Raw genomic sequence first — 20112 nt, 5'->3', positions numbered from 1 at the left:
GGCCCGGCGGATCGGTGATTTCAATGAGAAACGGGTTCAGGACGAGAGTCGACATGGGCGGCTAGCTTAGCGGATGTCAGCTGCCGCGCCCACCCATGGACGGTTAAACCTTGGCAGGTGTCGGCGCAGACTTGCTGCGTGGTCGCAACTGCGCGGTAGCCATTGCAGTGTCAGTGACGCCGGTTTCGGCACGCATGCCGGCTGCCAGGAACGGCACCATCAGACGCATCACCTGCTCGATGGAAGTGTTGACACCGAAATCGGTCTCGGCAATCGCGCGCAAGGCCTTGATCCCCGACATGCTGAATGCTGCGGCACCGAGCATGAAGTGCACGCGCCAGAACAGTTCGATCGGAGGAATACGCGGGGCAGCTTCGTTTACCAGCAACATGTAGCGACGGAAAACCTTTCCGTACATGTCTTCCAGATACCGACGCAAGTGGCCTTGACTCTGACTGAATGCAAGCCCCAGCAAACGCATGAAAATCGACAGATCGTTGCCGCTGCGTGGCTGTACCACCAGTGCTTGCTCGACGAGGATTTCCAGCAGCTCTTCGAGCGAAGGCTTGTTCTCTGGCTTGGCCTGGCGGCGTTCCAGCTCTTTGTCGAGGCTGATGCAGAACGGACCGAGGAAGCGCGAGAAAACCGCCTGAATCAGCGCCTTCTTCGACCCAAAGTGATAGTTCACCGCAGCGAGGTTGACCCCTGCCTTGCTGGTGATCAGACGCAATGAGGTTTCAGCGAAACCTTTTTCCGCGAACAGCTGTTCTGCAGCATCAAGAATGCGTTCAACGGTTTCCGACTGGGCCATGGCTACTCCGCCTGACAAACACTTGTTTGAAACATACGTTTCAGCCTATGCCTTGTCAAGCCTGCCAGTTCGTTTTGGGAATGGTCGGTCAGATATTTAACCACAACAAGGACGCCACATTAATCAGCGTCGTCACTGACCGTCCGGCGGCATGGCAAAAAAGGATCATTGCCAAGCCCGCTTCACTGTATATAATCCCAGTCACTGTATAAAAAGACAGAGCGATCAATATGCTTAAGCTGACGCCACGCCAAGCCGAGATTCTGGCCTTTATCAAACGCTGCCTCGAAGACAACGGCTACCCGCCGACCCGCGCGGAAATCGCTCAGGAACTGGGTTTCAAATCGCCGAACGCGGCAGAAGAGCACCTCAAGGCGCTCGCCCGCAAAGGCGCGATCGAGATGACACCAGGCGCCTCTCGCGGTATTCGCATTCCCGGCTTCGAAGCCAAGGTCGACGAATCCACCCTGCCGATCATCGGCCGAGTGGCTGCCGGTGCGCCGATTCTTGCCCAGCAACACATCGAAGAATCCTGCAACATCAATCCGGCCTTCTTTCATCCGCGCGCCGACTATCTGTTGCGCGTCCATGGCATGAGCATGAAGGACATCGGCATTTTCGACGGTGACCTGCTGGCGGTTCACACCACCCGCGAGGCACGCAACGGTCAGATCGTGGTTGCACGGATCGGCGACGAAGTCACCGTCAAACGCTTCAAGCGTGACGGCAGCAAAGTCTGGCTGATTGCCGAAAACCCCGAGTTTGCCCCTATCGAAGTCAACCTGAAAGACCAGGAACTGGTCATCGAAGGCTTGAGTGTCGGCGTCATCCGCCGCTAAAGGAGGCTTTATGCAGTTACCACACGCACCTCAGCAAACACAACTGCCGTTGTTCGAAGCGTTTCTGGGGCAACCGCTCGCCCCCATCCTCAAGGATGTCGTCGAACGTCCGTGGAATACCGAACCCGAAGCCTTCAGCGAGCTTTCACTGCGCGGCGCGGCCGGGAACTGCCTGAGCCTGCTGGCCCCGATTCTTCGCGAACTGAGCGACGATCAGGACGCACGCTGGCTGACCCTGATTGCACCGCCTGCCAGCCTGACCCAGACTTGGCTGCGGGATGCCGGATTGAATCGCGAACGCATCCTGCTGTTACAACCCCGTGGCGCTCAAAGCGCTCAGCAACTGGCCTGTGAAGCATTACGCCTGGGTCGCAGCCACACGGTCGTCACATGGTTGAATCCACTGAGCGCAGGCGCACGGCAACAGTTGATCAGCGCCGCCCGCACCGGTGACGCTCAAAGCCTGAATATTCGCTTGGGGTGATTCAGCAACAACGCGCGCCACGTAAAGCGTAGGGCTTCTCCAAGGATAGAGAAGCCGATCTGTAGCAGTAACTGACAGACAGCAGATCAGTGAAGAACGCGCGGTCCCTCATCCTTGTCGAATTCGCCTTCAACCATACGCCCCGCCATTTGCACACCGACGCTCAACATCGCCTTGGCAATTTCAACGTGCTGGCCCTGCAGAAACGCCTTGGCATCCTCGGAGAAATCCAGAGTCACCAGAGAACCCTCGTCCTCAGCCCTGCGCAGTTCGATTCGGCCGTCTGGTAGCTCGACAATTTCTAGAAAGGACGTTGGCATATAGGTCTGTTCTCCACGAAAGGCAGGGATTATATAGACATCATTCAGGCTTCGCTCGGGATCTTGACCAGCAGCACGCCTCTCGTCGCCGCCAGTCCAGAGCCCCTCAGCACTCGTTCAAGCCTTCACGGAAGCGGATCGCCAGCCCCTTGAGGTTCTGCCGCCAGCTCTCGAGCTCTTCGCGGCTCAGCTCTTCAACTGCCTCTTCCTCATCCAGACTCACCGCCTGAATCAACGGCTGCGTCACATCACCTTTCGGTTTATGTGGAACCCGAGGAGGCTGAAACAGCGCCGAGTGCGCAGCCAGCAATTTAGCCAGCCAGGTCTCTGAATTGCTTGCCAGCTCAATCATCTCTGCCAGCTCAGGGATGGCAATCGACTCCAGCACTTCACGGGTCAACAAGGCTTCCGCCCGCGACGCATTGGCTTGCGGCAGACGATAGAAGCCCGCGATTTCATGACACAACCCCAACAATGCACCATAGAGATGAAACAGTGCGGACTCGCGCCCGGCCTGAATCAGCGCCAGCGAATTCATCGCCCGCCCCTCTTCGGCCCTGGCCAGCGCTTCCAGCGACAAACCCGCGAAATAGATCTTCTGATTGGTACGGGTATAGAGTTCGTGGGCCATGTCGGCACTCTCCACAACGAAATAATTGCTTCACACAGGCCGGACAGTGTCATGGATCAGCCGATCCGACCGCAAGCATTAAACAAAAAGGCCGCATGAAAACCCGAAGGTTGTCATGCGGCCTTTTGAATTGAAGATGCCCGATCAGCGCACCTTCAGTTCAGCGTTTGCTCAAGCCTTGGCTTTTGCCGGACGCTTGTCTTCGACCGTCCACTTGCCACCATCGAAGAACGCTTTCCAGCCTGTTGGCTTGCCGTCGACTTCGGTCTGAACGTATTGTTCCTTGGTCTTGCGGCTGTAGCGGATCACGGCTGGCAAGCCATCCGGATCCTTCTGCGGCGCTTCGCACAGGAAGTGGTACTTCGGATCGATTTCGTCCTTGTGCGGCAGAATCTCGATCACCAGCGGAGCACGGGTCTCGCGGTTTTTCGGGAACTGGCTGGCCGCCAGGAACAGGCCGGACGCACCGTCGCGCAGAATGTAGGTGTCATTGACCTTCTCGCATTTCAGCTCGGGCATCTTCACCGGATCCATCTTCGGCGGCGCCGCATCACCGCTTTTCAGCAGTTTGCGGGTGTTCTTGCACGTCGGGTTGGTACAACCGAAGAACTTGCCGAAACGGCCGGTCTTGAGCTGCATCTCGCTGCCGCACTTGTCGCATTCCAGGCTCGGGCCTTCGTAGCCCTTGATGCGATAGCTGCCTTCTTCGATTTCGTAGCCGGCGCAATCCGGGTTGTTACCGCAGATGTGCAGCTTGCGTTTCTCGTCGAGCAGGTAGGCGTCCATTGCTGTACTGCAGATCGGGCAACGATGCTTGCCGCGCAGTACCAGGGATTCCGACTCACCCTCGTCATCCGCAGCGATTTCATCGCCCGGCACCAGGTTGACGGTGGCCTTGCAGCGCTCTTTCGGCGGCAGGCTGTAACCCGAGCAGCCGAGGAACACGCCAGTCGACGCAGTACGAATCTGCATCGGACGGCCGCAGGTGGTGCACGGAATATCGGTCATCACCGGCTGGTTGGCACGCATGCCGGCTTCCGGATTCTCCGCCACTTCAAGTTTTTTCTTGAAGTCGCCGTAGAACTCGTCCAGCACGTTCTTCCAATCGCGCTCGCCCTGCGCCACGTCATCGAGGTTCTCTTCCATGCCGGCGGTGAAACCGTAGTCCATGAGGTTCGAGAAGCTTTCAGACAGACGCTCGGTAACGATATCGCCCATCTTTTCCGAATAGAAACGACGGTTGTGCAGGGTCACATAGCCGCGATCCTGAATGGTCGAGATGATCGCTGCGTAAGTCGAAGGACGACCGATGCCGCGCTTTTCCATTTCCTTCACCAGGCTGGCTTCCGAATAACGGGCCGGCGGCTTGGTGAAGTGCTGGGACGGATCGAGCTTGATCAGCTTCATCACGTCGCCCTGCGCCATGTCCGGCAGAACGTCATCGTCACCAGGCTTGGTGATTTGCGGCAGCACGCGGGTGTAACCATCGAACTTCAGAATGCGGCCCTTGGCGCGCAGCTCGAAGTCGCCGGCAGCGACGCTGACGGTGGTCGACAGGTATTGCGCCGGCAGCATCTGGCAAGCCAGGAACTGGCGCCAGATCAGCTCGTAAAGGCGCTCAGCGTCGCGCTCCATGCCGGCCAGCTTGGCTGGCGTGGTGTTGGCGTCAGATGGACGAATCGCTTCGTGAGCCTCTTGTGCGCCTTCCTTGCTGCTGTAGACGTTCGGCGACTCCGGCAGGTATTTCTTGCCGAACTCGGTTTCGATGTAATCGCGCGCCATCGCCACGGCATCGGCCGAGAGGTTGGTCGAGTCGGTACGCATATAGGTGATGTAGCCGGCTTCGTAGAGACGCTGGGCCATCATCATGGTTTTCTTCACACCGAAGCCCAGCCGATTGCTCGCGGCCTGCTGCAGTGTGGAAGTAATGAACGGTGCCGACGGCTTGCTGCTGGTCGGTTTGTCTTCACGCTTGACGATGCTGTAGCTCGAGGACTTGAGCTTCTCCAGCGCGGCCGTCGCCTGCGCTTCGTTCAACGGCTTGAAGGCTTCGCCTTTCTCGCGAGCGACTTCGAAACGCACGGTCGAACCTTTGGCAGTGCCAAGGTCGGCATGTACTTCCCAGTACTCTTCCGGGTTGAACGCGCGGATCTCACGCTCACGCTCGACCACCAGTTTCACGGCAACCGATTGCACGCGACCGGCGGACAGGCCACGGGCGATCTTCGCCCACAACAGCGGCGAGACCATGTAGCCGACGACGCGGTCGAGGAAGCGACGAGCCTGCTGTGCATTCACTCGATCGATGTCGAGTTCGCCCGGCTCCGAGAAGGCTTCCTGAATCGCCTTCTTGGTGATTTCGTTGAACACCACACGCTTGTAGCGGCTGTCATCACCACCGATGGCTTCGCGCAGGTGCCAGGCAATGGCTTCCCCCTCGCGATCCAAGTCGGTTGCGAGATAGATGGTGTCAGCATCCTTGGCGAGCCGGCGCAGCTCTTCGATGACTTTTTCCTTGCCCGGGAGGATCTCGTACTTGGCTTTCCAGCCGTGCTCGGGATCGACGCCCATGCGCGAGACCAGCTGCTTGCGTGCCTTCTCTTTCGGCGACAGCGCTGGCGCTTCGCCCGCAGCAGCCTTGCCGCGCTTGGCGGCTGGCTCCTTGCTGGCGCTAGCCGAACCGCTGGTGGGCAGGTCTCGGATATGGCCGATACTCGACTTCACCACGTATTGGTTGCCCAGATACTTGTTGATGGTCTTGGCCTTAGCCGGGGATTCCACAATGACCAGCGATTTGCCCATGGATCAGAAAATTCCTGAATTCTAGAAGTGAAAGGCGGTTGGCGCCTGACGCGGCACCGCTATATATAGTGGCTACAAGGTGAGGTCAAGCGCAGGGTTTTGCGCGCACTCGCCTTACGGCTTCGAAAAAAGGCTCGGTTCGGCTTGCACCAAAGCAAAGCGTGGGACCTGCTCCCCGTCAACCTCGACCGACTCCAGGAACATGCTCAAGGGACGTACCCAGAAGCCGTAATCGCCATACAGGGCTTGGTAAAAGACCACTTCTTCTTCGGTCTCGGAATGCCGCGCGACACTGAATACGCGGTACTGCGGACCTTTGTAATGTTGGTAGAGCCCAGGTTGTATCGGCATGCTTCGGCCCTCACTCAAATTTTTTCAAAATAAAAACAAAAATAAATCCGCAAAAACAAAAACCGGGGCACTTGGCCCCGGCTTCCATCGACGAGACGCTTAAACGCGTTCGAAGACGGTGGAAATGCCCTGGCCGAGGCCAATGCACATGGTGGACACCCCGAAGGTGCCGCCATTCTGCTTCATCACATTCAGCAAGGTGCCGGAAATACGGGCACCGGAGCAACCGAACGGATGACCCAGGGCGATCGCGCCGCCGTGCAGGTTAACCTTCTCATTCATCTTGTCGAGCACTTTCAGGTCTTTCAGCACTGGCAGGGCCTGTGCGGCAAACGCTTCGTTGAGCTCGAAGAAGTCGATATCGTTGATACCCAGGCCCGCACGTTTCAGTGCTTTCTGAGTTGCCGGTACCGGACCATAACCCATGATGGCCGGGTCGACACCAGCTACCGCCATCGAACGAATCACCGCCATAGGCTGGATGCCCAGGTCCTGTGCACGCTGTGCCGACATCACGATCATGCACGAAGCACCATCGGTGATCTGCGATGAAGTACCAGCAGTCACGGTGCCGCCCTTTGGATTGAACGCCGGCTTGAGAGCCGCCAGACTTTCCAGGGTGGTTTCCGGACGAATGGTTTCGTCGTAGTCGAAGGTTTTCAGGAAACCGTTCTCGTCGTAACCCTGCATCGGGATGATTTCGTCCTTGAACTTGCCTTCCACAGTCGCCTTGTGGGCCAACTGATGGGAACGCACGCCAAAGGCGTCCTGCTGTTCGCGAGTGATGCCGTGCATTTTGCCCAGCATTTCGGCGGTCAGGCCCATCATGCCCGAGGCTTTCGCCGCGTACAGGGACATGTGCGGGTTCGGATCGACACCGTGCATCATGCTCACGTGACCCATATGCTCGACGCCGCCAACCACGAAAACGTCACCGTTGCCGGTCATGATCGCTTGCGCAGCGGTGTGCAGGGCGCTCATCGACGACCCACACAGACGGCTGACGGTCTGGCCGGCCGAAGTGTGCGGGATCTGGGTCATCAGCGACGCCATGCGCGCGATGTTCCAGCCCTGCTCCAGGGTCTGGTTCACACAGCCCCAGATCACGTCCTCGACTTCTGCAGGATCGACCTTGGTGTTGCGTTCCAGCAGCTTGCTGATCAGGTGCGCCGACATGTCTTCAGCGCGGGTGTTGCGGTGCATGCCGCCCTTGGAGCGGCCCATCGGAGTACGACCGAAGTCGACAATCACGACGTCTCTAGGATTCAAGCTCATAAGTTCACTCTCACTCTAGTTGGGGGCGCTTAACCGAAGAAGCTCTGGCCGTTCTTGGCCATTTCGCGCAGCTTCGCGGTCGGGTGGTACAGCGCGCCCAAATCAGCGTACTGGTCGGCCAGGGCAACGAACTCGGCAACACCGATCGAGTCGATGTAGCGCAGCGCACCGCCACGGAATGGAGGGAAACCAATACCGTAAACCAGACCCATGTCGGCTTCGGCGGCGGTTTCGACGATGCCGTCTTCCAGGCAACGCACGGTTTCCAGGCACAGCGGGATCATCATCCAGTTGATGATGTCTTCGTCAGTGACTTCTCGCTGCTCGTAGATGATCGGCTTGAGCACTTCCAGCACCGACGGATCGGCGACTTTCTTCTGCTTGCCTTTCTTGTCGGCCTCGTAGGCATAGAAGCCCTTGCCGTTCTTCTGGCCCAGACGCTTGGCTTCGTAAAGCACGTCGATGGCCGAGCGACGGTCGTCCTTCATGCGATCCGGGAAGCCTTCGGCCATCACGTCACGACCATGGTGACCGGTGTCGATGCCGACCACGTCCATCAGGTACGCCGGGCCCATCGGCCAGCCGAATTTTTCCATGATCTTGTCGATACGGACGAAGTCCACACCGGCGCTGACCAGCTTGGCGAAACCACCAAAGTACGGGAACAGTACGCGGTTGACCAGGAAGCCCGGGCAGTCGTTGACGACGATCGGGTTCTTGCCCATTTTCTTGGCGTAGGCAACGGTGGTGGCAATCGCCTGCTCGCTGGACTTCTCGCCGCGGATCACTTCCACCAGCGGCATCATGTGCACCGGGTTGAAGAAGTGCATGCCGACGAAGTTTTCCGGACGCTTGAGCGCCTTGGCCAGCAGGCTGATGGAAATGGTCGAGGTGTTGGACGCGAGGATGGTGTCCTCTTTGACCTTCTCTTCGACTTCCGCCAGAACGGCTTGCTTGACCTTCGGATTCTCGACCACGGCTTCAACAACCAGGTCGACGTGCCCGAAATCGCCGTAGGACAGGGTCGGACGAATGCCGTTGAGCACTTCAGCCATTTTCGCGGCGGTCATGCGGCCTTTATCAACGCGGCCAACCAGCAGCTTGGCGGCTTCAGCCAGACCTTGCTCGATGCCGTGCTCGTTGATGTCCTTCATCAGGATCGGCGTACCTTTGGAAGCCGACTGATAGGCGATACCGCCACCCATGATGCCGGCGCCCAGTACGGCAGCCTGCTTCACGTCCTTGGCGATTTCGTCGTAGGCCTTGGCCTTTTTCTTCAGCTCCTGATCGTTCAGGAACAGACCGATCAAACTCTGCGCGGCAGAGGTCTTGGCCAGCTTCACGAAACCTGCTGCTTCGACTTCCAGCGCCTTGTCGCGGCCGAAGTTCGCGGCTTTCTGGATGGTCTTGATCGCTTCAACCGGGGCCGGGTAGTTCGGACCCGCCTGGCCAGCCACGAAACCTTTGGCAGTTTCGAAGGCCATCATTTGTTCAATGGCGTTCAGCTTGAGCTTTTCCAGCTTAGGCTGGCGCTTGGCCTTAAAGTCGAACTCGCCGGAGACGGCGCGCTTGATCAGCTCAAGGGCGGCATCGTGCAGTTTTTCAGGAGCAACCACGGCATCGACGGCGCCGACCTTCAGCGCGTCCTCAGGACGGTTTTCCTTGCCGGCGGCAATCCACTCGATGGCGTTGTCGGCACCGATCAGGCGCGGCAGACGAACGGTACCACCGAAGCCCGGGTAGATGCCCAGCTTGACTTCCGGCAGACCGATCTTGGCCTTGGTCGACATGACGCGGTAGTCCGCTGCCAGGCACATTTCCAGACCGCCACCCAGGGCGATGCCGTTGATCGCGGCTACGGTCGGAACGTTGAGGTCTTCGAAATCGCTGAAGATCTTGTTGGCTTCGAGATTGCCAGCAACCAGCTCGGCATCCGGCAGCTTGAAGTTGTCGACAAATTCGGTGATGTCGGCGCCGACGATGAACACGTCCTTGCCACTGCTGACGATCACGCCCTTGATCGAAGCATCTGCCTTGATGGTGTCTACGGCCTGACGCAGTTCGTTCAGGGTAAGACGGTTGAACTTGTTGACGGACTCACCCTTGAGGTCGAATTTCAATTCGACGATGCCACTTTCAAGAGCTTTAACCGTGATGGCTTTACCTTCGTAAATCATCAACTGATCTCCACGATATGGAAGCTGAACAGTACACGTCGGACGCAGGCAAATGGCTCGGCAGGACGTTTTCTCGTCGATGCTGACACCCATCCACCCGGCACACCCGCCAACGCGATAGTCGGGATTCTGTAGGAGCAGTCTGCAATACAAACGCTCAATTCATACGCCCGTTTGATTTGGGTACGCCACCTTCACGGAATTTCCGACAATTGTCAATCGCCCAAAATACGGGTTGAAATGCGACTTTGCGGTCATTTCCGTAGGACGCAGCCCGGCCACACACGCTCGCATGTGAGGGCATTCATAAGATTAATAGTTAGAAAATTCGCCCTAATTCACCGCAAGCCTTGTTTAACAGGCTACGCTGGCTGGACTACGAAGGAAAACAGGCGCACGTTTGCTGACCGGATCACACCGGATCAACGCCAAAAAGAATTTCCGGCCTGCCTGGCCAACCCCGCCCGATGAATCATGTCGGGCTTTTTATTGCGCGTCTGCCAGACGTTTCGCACCGTTGCAGCGCGAAAAGTCCGCGAGTCATGCCAGCGCTTTGAGCGTTGCATCGATTTCCAGCAAAACCGACGCGTCACCCTTCTCGCCCCAATAGAGCGCAATCATCTGCTTGTCGGCTTCGACCTTGAAAACGTTGCCCGGCAATTTTTCGAAATGATTCATCAGCAGCGGATCTTCACAGACTTCCTGCCACTGATTGACCCACACGCCCGGAGATTTCTGCCAATAGGTCCAGCACACCGGCTGCTTGCCGCGCCGTGGCCGATGGTATTGCGCACACGGGTTTGGCGGCTCCTGGCTCAGCCAATGTGGCCACTCCTGCGGCGCCAGTTGCATGGCCAGCCCGATACGTCGGGCCTCCGTGCGCAAGGCTATCCGTCCACTTTGTGCACGGGACGGACGCAACCACGCCAGCGGACTCAACACCACCAGCAGGATTGACACCACCAGCCAGACCGTCATATCTCTACTCCCGAATTTGAACGAGCCCATTGCGTCACTTTGGAACCAATGCGCTTGAAACCAGCCATACTTAACAATATTGATCCCTCACGAGGAGCACCTCATGCCCTACCACCATATTCTGGTCGCCGTAGATCTGACCGAAGAGTGCGACCCTGTGATCCACCGCGCCCGAGAGCTGTCGGTGAGCAATGGCGCCAAGCTGTCGCTGGTGCATATCGTCGAACCGATGGCCATGGCCTTTGGTGGCGACGTGCCGATGGATCTGTCACAACTGCAACAACAGCAGTTCGATCAAGCCAAGGAACGCCTGGAACGCCTGAAACACAAGTACACCGAGCTCGAAGGCGCCAACTGCCACCTGACCTACGGCCAGCCGCGCCAGGAGATCCACCACTTCGCCAAGGAACAGGGCTGCGACCTGATCGTGGTCGGCAGCCACGGCCGACACGGTCTGGCACTGCTGCTGGGTTCGACCGCCAATGACGTGCTGCACGGCGCACCTTGCGACGTGCTGGCGGTGCATCTGGTCAAACGCTGATCCCACTCACTTATGAAAAACCAAAAAAGCCCGGCGCCCATCACTGGACGCCGGGCTTTTTAATGCCTGGAAACAATCAGGCGTCCAGCTCGGCCCAACGCTCCACCAGCGCATCCAGCTCAGCCTGCATCTGCTCCAGGGAGGCAATCACCTTGGCCGTCTCGGCTGGCGGGCGCTGGTAGAAGCCAGCTTCAGCCATTTCAGCCTCAACAGCAGCAATCTGCTGCTCCTTGGCGTCGATGTCTCCCGGCAAGGCTTCCAGCTCGCGCTGAAGCTTGTAGCTCAGCTTCTTCTTCGCAGCAGGAGCCGCAGCAACCGGTGCGGCAACCGGAGCCGGTTCGGCAGTGACTACCGCCGAGTTCAGGTCGGCCTTGCCGGATTTGCTTTCGGTCACGCCCAGCAGGCGCGGCGAACCGCCCTGACGGATCCAGTCCTGATAGCCACCGACGTATTCGCGAACCTTGCCCTCGCCTTCGAAGACCAGGGTGCTGGTCACTACGTTGTCGAGGAATGCCCGGTCGTGGCTGACCATCAGTACGGTGCCGTTGAAAGTCAGCAGCACCTCTTCGAGCAACTCGAGGGTTTCCACGTCGAGGTCGTTGGTCGGTTCGTCGAGTACCAGCAGGTTCGCCGGCTTGCTGAACAGTTTGGCCAGCAAAAGACGCGCACGCTCGCCACCGGACAACGCCTTCACCGGCGTGCGGGCACGCTGCGGGCTGAAGAGGAAGTCGCCGAGATAGCTCAGCACGTGGCGGCTCTGGCCATTGATATCGATGAAATCGCGACCTTCGGCGACGTTGTCGACCACGGTTTTTTCCAGATCCAGCTGATGGCGCAACTGGTCGAAGTAGGCCACGTCGATCTTGGTGCCCTCCTCCACTTTGCCGCTGGTCGGTTGCAGACCGCTGAGCATCAGTTTCAGCAGGGTGGTCTTGCCGGTGCCGTTGGCGCCGAGCAGGCCGATGCGATCGCCGCGCTGCAGCACCATGGAGAAATCGCGGATCAGGAACGGACCGCCCGGGTGGGCGAAGCTCACGTTATCCAGCACCATCACCTGCTTGCCGGACTTCTCCGCTGTTTCGAGCTGGATGTTGGCCTTGCCGGTGCGCTCACGTCGCTCGCTGCGTTCGACACGCAGGGCCTTCAGCGCACGCACGCGGCCTTCGTTACGGGTACGACGGGCCTTGATGCCCTGACGAATCCATACTTCTTCCTGAGCCAGACGCTTGTCGAACAGCGCGTTGGCGGTTTCTTCAGCGGCCAGCTCGGCTTCCTTGTGCACCAGGAAACTGGCGTAGTCGCCGTTCCAGTCGATCAGGCCACCGCGATCCAGTTCGAGGATGCGGGTAGCAAGGTTTTGCAGGAAGGAACGGTCGTGCGTGATGAACAGTACGGCGCCCTGGAAATCCTTCAGCGCTTCTTCGAGCCAGGCGATCGCACCGATGTCCAGGTGGTTGGTCGGTTCGTCGAGCAGCAGCAGATCCGGCTCGGACACCAGCGCCTGCGCCAGCAGCACGCGACGACGCCAGCCGCCGGACAACTCGGCGAGGGTCTTGTCGGCCGGCAGTTGCAAACGGCTCAGGGTGCTGTCGACCAGGGTCTGCAGGCGCCAGCCGTCACGGGCTTCGAGATCGTGCTGGACGTGCATCAGTTTTTCCAGATCAGCGTCGGTGACGATGTTCTGGCTCAGATGATGGTATTCGGCAAGCAGTGCACCCACGCCGTCGAGGCCTTCGGCCACCACATCGAACACTGTCCGCTCGTCGGCCACCGGCAATTCCTGCGGCAATTCACCGATTTTCAGACCGGGGGCACGCCACACCGAGCCGTCATCGGGCTTCTGGTCGCCCTTGACCAGTTTCATCATGCTGGATTTGCCAGTGCCGTTGCGGCCGATGATGCACACCCGCTCACCACGGGCGATCTGCCAGGACACCTTGTCCAACAACGGCATCGCGCCGAATGCAAGGGACACATCGCTGAATTTGAGCAGGGTCATGAGCTTCTCCAAAAACCGGGCGCGCATTCTACCTGAATCGGGACCCGAGCAGGCCGGCAATTTCGCCGCTGACGCACTCTGCACAACAATTGTTGCGAACTTGTGCTGCAAGGCCGGCAAAGCTTTCGCCCCTTGCTGGCAAAAGGCTAAGCTACAGGCAATTCAGTGCAGGTTTAGGGCCGGCACTTGTCATGATTTCTCTGCCCGGATGTCTCATGCGCAGTCGCCTCTTCAGTGTTTTGTCATGTTTGCTGCTTTCCGCCGCTGCCGTTCAATCCGCCCAGGCGGTGGACCTGTCCACCCAACGCCAGTATTACGATGAAGCCAAGCGCGCCCTCGCCAAGGGCGACACCGGCCCGTATTTCCGTTACAGCCAGGCTCTGGCCGACTATCCGCTGGAGCCATACCTGGCTTATGACGAGCTGACCGCCCGGCTGAAAACCGCCAGCAACGCGGAGATCGAAAAATTCCTGGCCGAACACGGTGACCTGCCCCAAGCCAACTGGATGAAGTTGCGCTGGCTGCGTTGGCTGGCCGATCGCGGCGACTGGGCGACGTTCGTCAAGTATTACGACCCCAAACTGAATTTCACCGAACTGGACTGCCTGAACGCGCAGTACCAGATCAGCCACGACAAGAAGGCCGAGGGCTATGCCAACGCCGAGAAGCTGTGGCTGACCGGCAAATCCCAACCCGCCGCCTGCGATGCGTTGTTTGGCATGTGGGCCGCCGAAGGTCAGCTGACCGAGCAGAAACGCTGGGAACGCGCCAAACTCGCCGCCCAGCACCGCAACTATCCGCTGGCCAACAGCCTGGTCAACGGCCTGACCACCCTCGCCCCGCGTGGCCGCCTGCTGGTGGATGTGGCGCAAAAACCGGAACTGCTCAACCAGCCGTCGAGATTCACGCCAGCCGATGAGCCGATGTCGGACGTGGTCAGCCTCGGCCTGCGCCGCCTCGCGCGCCAGGACCCGGACAAGGCCATGGCCCTGCTCGACGGATATGCCAGCAGCATGCATTTCTCCCGCGATGAAAAAGTCGCGATCGCACGGGAAATCGGTCTGACTCTGGCCCGCCGCTTCGACAGCCGCGCGCTGGATGTGATGACCAAGTACGACCCGGAACTGCGCGACAACACCGTGTCCGAATGGCGCCTGCGCCTGCTGCTGCGTCTGGCGCGCTGGGACGACGCCTATCAACTGACCCGCCGTCTACCGCAGGATCTGGCCACCACCAACCGCTGGCGTTACTGGCAGGCCCGCAGTCTGGAACTGGCGCAACCGAAAAACCCGGAAGCGCAGACGCTGTACAAGAATCTGTCGCGGGAGCGTGATTTCTACGGCTTCCTCGCCGCCGACCGCTCGCAATCGCCGTATTCGCTGAACAACAAACCGCTGGTGCTCAGTCAGGCGCTGATCAACAAGGTGCGCAACACCCCCGGCGTGCGCCGCGCACTGGAGTTCCACGCCCGTGGGCAGATCGTCGACGGACGTCGCGAGTGGTACCACGTCAGCCGGCATTTCAACCGTGACGAAATGGTCGCCCAGGCCAAACTGGCCTACGACCTGAAATGGTACTTCCCGGCCATCCGCACCATCAGTCAGGCGCAGTACTGGGACGACCTGGACATCCGTTTCCCGATGGCCCACCGCGACACCCTGGTACGCGAAGCCAAGGTGCGCGGCCTGCATTCCAGCTGGGTATTCGCCATCACCCGTCAGGAAAGTGCGTTCATGGACGATGCCCGTTCCAGCGTCGGCGCCAGCGGCCTGATGCAACTGATGCCCGGCACCGCCAAGGAAACCGCGCGCAAGTTCAGCATTCCATTGGCCTCGCCGCAGCAGGTGCTCGATCCGGATAAAAACATCCAGCTCGGCGCCGCCTACCTGAGCCAGGTGCACAGCCAGTTCAACGGCAACCGCGTGCTCGCCTCCGCCGCCTACAACGCCGGCCCCGGCCGCGTGCGTCAGTGGCTGCGCGGTGCCGACCACCTGAGCTTCGATGTGTGGGTGGAAAGCATCCCGTTCGACGAAACCCGCCAGTACGTGCAGAACGTGCTGTCCTACTCGGTGATATACGGTCAGAAACTCAACTCGCCGCAACCGCTGGTGGATTGGCATGAGCGGTATTTCGACGATCAGTGATTGAAGCTCGTATCGCCGATAGATCAACGTAAACAAAAATGCCCGCATCGAGAGATGCGGGCATTTTTATTGCGCCTTTGAACCTTCCGTCACATCAACTTTGCAACTGCCGCGCTGCCAAGATCGGTCAATCGATACTTTTGTGTCGGACTGTTTGGCGTTTCGGGAACTGTCATTTCAATCATTCCATCGGCCAGCGCAGGATTAAGGTAGTTGGCCCGGAAGGTTGCCTTGTGCAACAAGTCCATTTCAGCCATCAACTAGCTGATTCTCAGTGACCGACCTCGAAGAACACGCAAGAGCTTCGCTACTGGGTCGCTTACTAGGTCGGTAGAAGGCTCGCTTTCGATAGCCTCACGCAACGCCAGATTCAACGCATTCAACATGTACTCCACGAACGGTGTTGACTCTGCCAGTCGGTCAGCGGCCGACAACGCCGCATAGTAATCATCCTGCTGCTCACGAATCACCGCCTCAACGGGCAAATACGCCAACACCGGCCGCCACTGGCTGAGGATCAACGTTTGCCAGAGCCGTCCCATTCGCCCGTTGCCATTAGCGAAAGGATGGATGAACTCGAACTCATAGTGGAAAACACAACTGGTAATCAACGGATGCCAGTCCGAAGCATCGAGCCACGCCAGCAAGTCGTCCACCAATTGGGCAATCCGGCTCGGCGGCGGCGCCATGTGGACCAGTTGCTCACCTCGATAGATACCGACACCTGCTCGCCGAAAGCGCCCACTCTCGTCAATCAGCCCCTGCATCAAAAGCTCGTGAGCGCGCAGCAAATCGGATCGATTACCGGGTTTCCAGTCAATCAGGCATTCATAAGCGGCAAAAGCATTGCGCACTTCCTGAATTTCTCGAGGCAAACCCAGCACCCGTTGCCCGGCCAATACAGCAGTCACCTGCTCGACGCTGAGCGTGTTGTTTTCAATTGCCAGAGAAGCCTGGATCGTTCGAATACGATTCCCACGACGCAACTGGGGTGTCTGTCGCCCGCTGTCGGCAGCCGAAAGCCGACCGATCTGCTCACTGATCTCCGCGATCAGTCCGAGCATTCGAGGCGTCAGGGTCAATGGGGGCTGGTAGCGGCTCATATCCCTTCCGAAGGCATCTCAATGGTCGCCATAGTGCCCGATGCCATCGAGCTTGGCAGCCTTATTCAATGTGTTTTCTGACCATCACTGAACTGCAACGCCGCCAACCGCGCATACAGCGGATTACTGGCAATCAACTCCTGATGCGTGCCGATCGCCACCAGTTTTCCCTGATCCATCACCGCGATCCGATCGGCGTTTTTCACTGTGGCCAACCGGTGGGCGATGACCAGTGTGGTGCGGTTTTGCATCAGGCTCGGCAGCGCTTGCTGGATCAGATGTTCGCTCTGGGCATCGAGGGCGCTGGTGGCTTCGTCGAGCAGCAGGATCGGCGCGTCGACCAGCAGCGCCCGGGCGATGGCCAGACGCTGGCGTTGTCCGCCTGACAGGCCGAGGCCGCCGTCACCCAGATGGGTCTGGTAACCGTCGGGCATTTGTTCGATGAAGTCGTGGGCATAAGCGATTTTCGCAGCTTCTTGGACCTGCTCCAGCGTGGCGGTCGGGCAGCCGTAACGGATGTTCTCTTCAACACTGCCGAAGAACAGCGCCGGGGTTTGCGAGACCAGCGCGAAGCAGCGACGCAGGTCCAGCGGATCAAGGCTCGTCAGCGGCACGCCGTCAATCAGGATCCGTCCTTCCCGGGGATCGTAGAAACGCAGCAGCAAGTCATACACCGTGGACTTGCCCGCGCCGGACGGGCCCACGAGGGCGAGGGTTTCGCCGGCGTTGATCGTCAGACTCAAGCCATCGACGGCAAGGTTTTCGGGACGCGAAGGGTAGGAAAAACGCACATCCTGCAGTTCCAGCTCACCTTTGACCCGCTCCGGCAGCGTCACCAATCCCGTGGTCGGTGGCTGGATGATGTTCTCCGAGCGCAGCAATTCGGCGATGCGCTCGGCAGCGCCGGCCGCTCGCTGCAACTCGCCAATCACTTCGCTCAAAGTACCAAAAGCACTACCGACGATCAGGCTGTAGAAAACGAACGCTGCCAGTTCACCCGCAGAAATCCGCCCGGCAATCACGTCCATACCGCCGACCCACAACATTACCGCAACGGCGCCGAGGACCAGCACGATGACCAGAGTGATCAGCCAGGCTCGCTGGAAAATCCGTTTGCGTGCGGTTTCGAACGCCTGCTCGACGGTGCTGGCGAAACGCTGTTCGTCCTGCACCTGATGGTTGTAGGCCTGCACGGTCTTGATCTGGCCGAGGGTCTCAGAAACGTAGCTGCCAATGTCAGCGATCCGGTCCTGACTCAGCCGGGAGAGGTTACGCACGCGGCGGCCGAAGATCAGGATCGGCGCAATCACCAGCGGCAGCGCGATCACCACGATGCTAGTGAGTTTGGCGTTGGTGATAAACAGCAGCACCACACCGCCAATGACCATCAGCAAATTACGCAGGAACAGTGACAGCGACGAGCCGATCACCGATTGCAGCAACGTGGTGTCAGCGGTCAGCCGCGACTGGATTTCCGAGCTGCGGTTGTCCTCGTAAAACCCGGGATGCAGGTACACCAGATGGTTGAACACCTGCCGACGGATGTCCGCCACCACGCGCTCACCGATCCAGGACACCAGATAAAACCGCGCAAAGGTGCCGAGCGCCAGGCCGAAAACCAGCAGCATGAACAGGCCGATGGATTGGTTGAGCAAGTGCGGCGACTGGGTCATGAAACCCTGATCGACCAGCAACTTGATGCCCTGCCCCATCGACAGGGTGATGCCCGCCGTGACGATCAGTGCGAGCAGTGCGCCGAATGCCGGCCAGCGATAGGGCGTAAGGAAATGAATGGTCAGGCGCAGGGCCCGGCGGTGGCGCGAGGAGAGCATCGGGATCATTCAGGTTCACGTCGTGTGCTGATGGATAGGGCCGGCCTACAGAGTCAAATGGGGTGGAACTCTGCAAATCACAATGAGTCAGGTTAATTATGACCGGCAAGACTACCCCCTAGAGGCTATTGGTCTAAGGTCCGGGTTGAGACGGACGGTCATTTCTGTTTGAGTGGAGATGCCGTTCCGGACCGACCGCAGGGAGTTGTCACAGCCTGGTCACCTGACGGATTTAACTTAGGCGCACAACCTGATGAGGAGACAGGCCATGTCCTTGCAAAACAGCAGCGATGACAAGATTGAAGTGATCCGCACCAAGCCCGGCCAACCTCTGGGTTGCTCGATCATCGACGAAAACGGGCGTGAAATTGAGATCACTGAAGACATGATCCAGGACGCATGCCGCGAACTGGAACAGCGATTGGTCAAGCCTGCCGAACAAAAGTGATATCGCCACCGTCTTCCTGACCCGGCCCCTGCAGGCCGGGTTTTTTCTGCCCGTTTTTTATACGACCACAGCACCCAGCGCCGTCACGATCTGGCGCAAGGTCGGCGAGTCTCCTTCGATTCGCACCTTCAAGCCTTCGATCTCGCGCCTTACCGGATACTGTTTGCGCAACACATCGAACGCGGCGCGTTGCTCACCGACACTGCCCAGCAGGGTGCGACGGAAATCCGCGTCGTCCCGGCGCGGGTCGTACACGCCACGGCACAACATCGCCAGCGCCCAGGCCGGATCGCTGTCGGCATGCAGGGAAACTTCCGAAAGCCAAGGTGCTGGAAGCAGATCACCGAGCTGAATGCTGGCGGGCTCACCGATAAATTCGCAGTACGCCTGATAGATCTGCGCCGTGCCGCGCTGTTTGCCATCGAGGCTGTAACCGGCGATGTGCGGCGTCGCCAGTACGCAAAGTTCTGCCAGCGCCACATCGACTTGCGGTTCGGCTTCCCAGACATCAAGCACTGCTTGCAGGTCCTCACGCTCCAGCAGCACTTCGCGCAACGCGGTGTTATCCACCACCGGACCGCGAGCCGCGTTGATCAGCCAGGCGCCGGGCTTGAGCTGCTGCAAACGCTGCTCGTCGAACAAATGCCAGGTCGCGCCATCACCGCTGCGGGTCAGCGGGGTGTGCAGGCTGATCACGTCGCACTGCGCGATGATCTGCTCCAGGCTGACATAATCGCCGCCCTCCGCCGCCTGACGCGGCGGGTCGCAGACTTTCACGTTCCAGCCCAGGCCTTTGAGCACCTTGATCAGGCGCCCGCCGACTTCACCGGCACCGACCACGCCGTAAGTGCGCTCACTCAATTCGACGCCTTCGATTTCGGCCAGGGTCATCAGGCTGCCGAGCACGTAATCGACCACGCCCCGGGCATTGCAGCCGGGCGCGCTGGACCAGGTGATGCCGGCCTCGTTGAAGTAATCGAGATCCAGGTGATCGGTGCCGATGGTGCAGGTGCCGACAAAACGCACCTTGCTGCCTTCCAGCAGTGCGCGGTTGACGTTGGTCACCGAGCGCACCAGCAATACATCGGCCTGTTCGACCGTGGCCCGGTCGATGGAGCGGCCCGGCACCCGGCGGATCTCGCCGAAACCGGCAAAAAAGGCATCGAGCAGCGGGATATTTTCGTCGGCAACAATCAGCATGGCGGGGCTCCTTGGGCGGATCGGCAGTGTAGGCGCTGGGGCTGCGATGAGCCAGCAGGCTTTGACTTCTTGATGAGGCGGGGCGATTACAAATCCGCAACAGAGGATTTTTCCTGACCATAACGTCAACGGCGTAGAATGCCCGGCCTTGCGCATCAACCCCTGTGGACGCTTTGC

The 20112-nt window shown here is 59.2% G+C and carries 16 protein-coding genes and 1 pseudogene; 5 read left to right on the top strand and 12 right to left on the bottom strand.

Translation table 11 applies throughout. The features are described from left to right. Positions 1-103: 103 nt before the first annotated feature. Complete coding sequence (locus tag CAF73_RS25160) at positions 104-811, bottom strand: TetR/AcrR family transcriptional regulator (RefSeq protein WP_085686822.1); 708 nt, start codon at positions 809-811, stop codon at positions 104-106. 230 nt (positions 812-1041) lie between these two features. Here CAF73_RS25160 and lexA point away from each other — a divergent pair, with 230 nt between their 5' ends. Together lexA and sulA are read left to right on the top strand one after the other, a co-directional pair. Next, positions 1042-1650 carry a transcriptional repressor LexA gene (gene lexA, locus CAF73_RS25155; protein ID WP_007953044.1) on the top strand — a complete coding sequence of 203 codons (609 nt, stop codon included), beginning with the start codon at positions 1042-1044 and terminating at the stop codon, positions 1648-1650. 10 nt (positions 1651-1660) lie between these two features. Next, complete coding sequence (gene sulA / locus CAF73_RS25150; RefSeq protein WP_085704552.1) at positions 1661-2134, top strand: SOS-induced cell division inhibitor SulA; 474 nt, start codon at positions 1661-1663, stop codon at positions 2132-2134. 86 nt (positions 2135-2220) lie between these two features. On the opposite strand, the gene CAF73_RS25145 is transcribed toward sulA, so the two are convergent. The 7 genes from CAF73_RS25145 to CAF73_RS25110 form a co-directional block, all read right to left on the bottom strand. After that, complete coding sequence (locus CAF73_RS25145; RefSeq protein WP_007953047.1) at positions 2221-2454, bottom strand: hypothetical protein; 234 nt, start codon at positions 2452-2454, stop codon at positions 2221-2223. Between the two features lie 106 nt (positions 2455-2560). Then, entirely contained in the window at positions 2561-3085 is a 525-nt protein-coding gene (locus CAF73_RS25140; RefSeq protein ID WP_085700508.1) for a DUF6586 family protein, read from the bottom strand. Between the two features lie 171 nt (positions 3086-3256). After that, positions 3257-5887: a type I DNA topoisomerase gene (gene topA / locus CAF73_RS25135; protein WP_007953057.1), complete on the bottom strand. Its 2631-nt coding sequence runs from the start codon at positions 5885-5887 to the stop codon at positions 3257-3259. A 114-nt stretch (positions 5888-6001) separates the two neighbouring features. Beyond that, positions 6002-6238, bottom strand: a complete 237-nt coding sequence (locus CAF73_RS25130) for a DUF1653 domain-containing protein (protein ID WP_007953059.1) — start codon at positions 6236-6238, stop codon at positions 6002-6004. Between the two features lie 99 nt (positions 6239-6337). Further along, positions 6338-7513, bottom strand: coding sequence for an acetyl-CoA C-acyltransferase FadA (gene fadA / locus CAF73_RS25125; protein WP_085700510.1), 1176 nt, complete (start codon positions 7511-7513; stop codon positions 6338-6340). A 29-nt stretch (positions 7514-7542) separates the two neighbouring features. Continuing rightward, positions 7543-9690, bottom strand: a complete 2148-nt coding sequence (gene fadB, locus CAF73_RS25120; protein WP_085700511.1) for a fatty acid oxidation complex subunit alpha FadB — start codon at positions 9688-9690, stop codon at positions 7543-7545. A 540-nt stretch (positions 9691-10230) separates the two neighbouring features. Beyond that, positions 10231-10668: a hypothetical protein gene (locus tag CAF73_RS25110; RefSeq protein WP_085700512.1), complete on the bottom strand. Its 438-nt coding sequence runs from the start codon at positions 10666-10668 to the stop codon at positions 10231-10233. A 103-nt stretch (positions 10669-10771) separates the two neighbouring features. Between CAF73_RS25110 and CAF73_RS25105 the strand changes: the two genes are divergently transcribed. Continuing rightward, complete coding sequence (locus tag CAF73_RS25105) at positions 10772-11209, top strand: universal stress protein (RefSeq protein WP_085700513.1); 438 nt, start codon at positions 10772-10774, stop codon at positions 11207-11209. 76 nt (positions 11210-11285) lie between these two features. On the opposite strand, the gene CAF73_RS25100 is transcribed toward CAF73_RS25105, so the two are convergent. Beyond that, positions 11286-13208 (bottom strand): ATP-binding cassette domain-containing protein, encoded by a 1923-nt coding sequence (locus CAF73_RS25100; RefSeq protein ID WP_085704550.1) that lies wholly within the window; start codon positions 13206-13208, stop codon positions 11286-11288. A 215-nt stretch (positions 13209-13423) separates the two neighbouring features. Between CAF73_RS25100 and CAF73_RS25095 the strand changes: the two genes are divergently transcribed. After that, complete coding sequence (locus CAF73_RS25095) at positions 13424-15352, top strand: transglycosylase SLT domain-containing protein (protein WP_085704548.1); 1929 nt, start codon at positions 13424-13426, stop codon at positions 15350-15352. A gap of 89 nt (positions 15353-15441) precedes the next feature. Here CAF73_RS25095 and CAF73_RS25090 read toward each other — a convergent pair. Next, positions 15442-16455, bottom strand: a pseudogene (locus CAF73_RS25090) (Fic family protein). A gap of 65 nt (positions 16456-16520) precedes the next feature. Further along, complete coding sequence (locus CAF73_RS25085; protein WP_170929777.1) at positions 16521-18296, bottom strand: ABC transporter transmembrane domain-containing protein; 1776 nt, start codon at positions 18294-18296, stop codon at positions 16521-16523. Between the two features lie 259 nt (positions 18297-18555). Between CAF73_RS25085 and CAF73_RS25080 the strand changes: the two genes are divergently transcribed. Next, the gene (locus CAF73_RS25080; RefSeq protein WP_085613114.1) at positions 18556-18735 is read left to right on the top strand and encodes a PA1571 family protein; all 180 of its coding nucleotides are present in this window, start codon (positions 18556-18558) and stop codon (positions 18733-18735) included. 57 nt (positions 18736-18792) lie between these two features. On the opposite strand, the gene pdxB is transcribed toward CAF73_RS25080, so the two are convergent. Continuing rightward, positions 18793-19935: a 4-phosphoerythronate dehydrogenase PdxB gene (gene pdxB / locus CAF73_RS25075; protein ID WP_085700517.1), complete on the bottom strand. Its 1143-nt coding sequence runs from the start codon at positions 19933-19935 to the stop codon at positions 18793-18795. Positions 19936-20112 lie beyond the last annotated feature (177 nt).

Source organism: Pseudomonas sp. B15(2017) (assembly GCF_002113215.1).
GTDB lineage: Bacteria > Pseudomonadota > Gammaproteobacteria > Pseudomonadales > Pseudomonadaceae > Aquipseudomonas.
This window is presented reverse-complemented; position numbering and strand designations above follow the sequence as displayed.

What these genes read in the sequence shown, in the direction of transcription:
- CAF73_RS25160 (WP_085686822.1), bottom strand. Translation starts at nt 811, where the DNA reads ATGGCCCAGTCGGAAACCGTTGAACGCATTCTTGATGCTGCAGAACAG.
- lexA (WP_007953044.1), top strand. Translation starts at nt 1,042, where the DNA reads ATGCTTAAGCTGACGCCACGCCAAGCCGAGATTCTGGCCTTTATCAAA.
- sulA (WP_085704552.1), top strand. Translation starts at nt 1,661, where the DNA reads ATGCAGTTACCACACGCACCTCAGCAAACACAACTGCCGTTGTTCGAA.
- CAF73_RS25145 (WP_007953047.1), bottom strand. Translation starts at nt 2,454, where the DNA reads ATGCCAACGTCCTTTCTAGAAATTGTCGAGCTACCAGACGGCCGAATC.
- CAF73_RS25140 (WP_085700508.1), bottom strand. Translation starts at nt 3,085, where the DNA reads ATGGCCCACGAACTCTATACCCGTACCAATCAGAAGATCTATTTCGCG.
- topA (WP_007953057.1), bottom strand. Translation starts at nt 5,887, where the DNA reads ATGGGCAAATCGCTGGTCATTGTGGAATCCCCGGCTAAGGCCAAGACC.
- CAF73_RS25130 (WP_007953059.1), bottom strand. Translation starts at nt 6,238, where the DNA reads ATGCCGATACAACCTGGGCTCTACCAACATTACAAAGGTCCGCAGTAC.
- fadA (WP_085700510.1), bottom strand. Translation starts at nt 7,513, where the DNA reads ATGAGCTTGAATCCTAGAGACGTCGTGATTGTCGACTTCGGTCGTACT.
- fadB (WP_085700511.1), bottom strand. Translation starts at nt 9,690, where the DNA reads ATGATTTACGAAGGTAAAGCCATCACGGTTAAAGCTCTTGAAAGTGGC.
- CAF73_RS25110 (WP_085700512.1), bottom strand. Translation starts at nt 10,668, where the DNA reads ATGACGGTCTGGCTGGTGGTGTCAATCCTGCTGGTGGTGTTGAGTCCG.
- CAF73_RS25105 (WP_085700513.1), top strand. Translation starts at nt 10,772, where the DNA reads ATGCCCTACCACCATATTCTGGTCGCCGTAGATCTGACCGAAGAGTGC.
- CAF73_RS25100 (WP_085704550.1), bottom strand. Translation starts at nt 13,208, where the DNA reads ATGACCCTGCTCAAATTCAGCGATGTGTCCCTTGCATTCGGCGCGATG.
- CAF73_RS25095 (WP_085704548.1), top strand. Translation starts at nt 13,424, where the DNA reads ATGCGCAGTCGCCTCTTCAGTGTTTTGTCATGTTTGCTGCTTTCCGCC.
- CAF73_RS25085 (WP_170929777.1), bottom strand. Translation starts at nt 18,296, where the DNA reads ATGATCCCGATGCTCTCCTCGCGCCACCGCCGGGCCCTGCGCCTGACC.
- CAF73_RS25080 (WP_085613114.1), top strand. Translation starts at nt 18,556, where the DNA reads ATGTCCTTGCAAAACAGCAGCGATGACAAGATTGAAGTGATCCGCACC.
- pdxB (WP_085700517.1), bottom strand. Translation starts at nt 19,935, where the DNA reads ATGCTGATTGTTGCCGACGAAAATATCCCGCTGCTCGATGCCTTTTTT.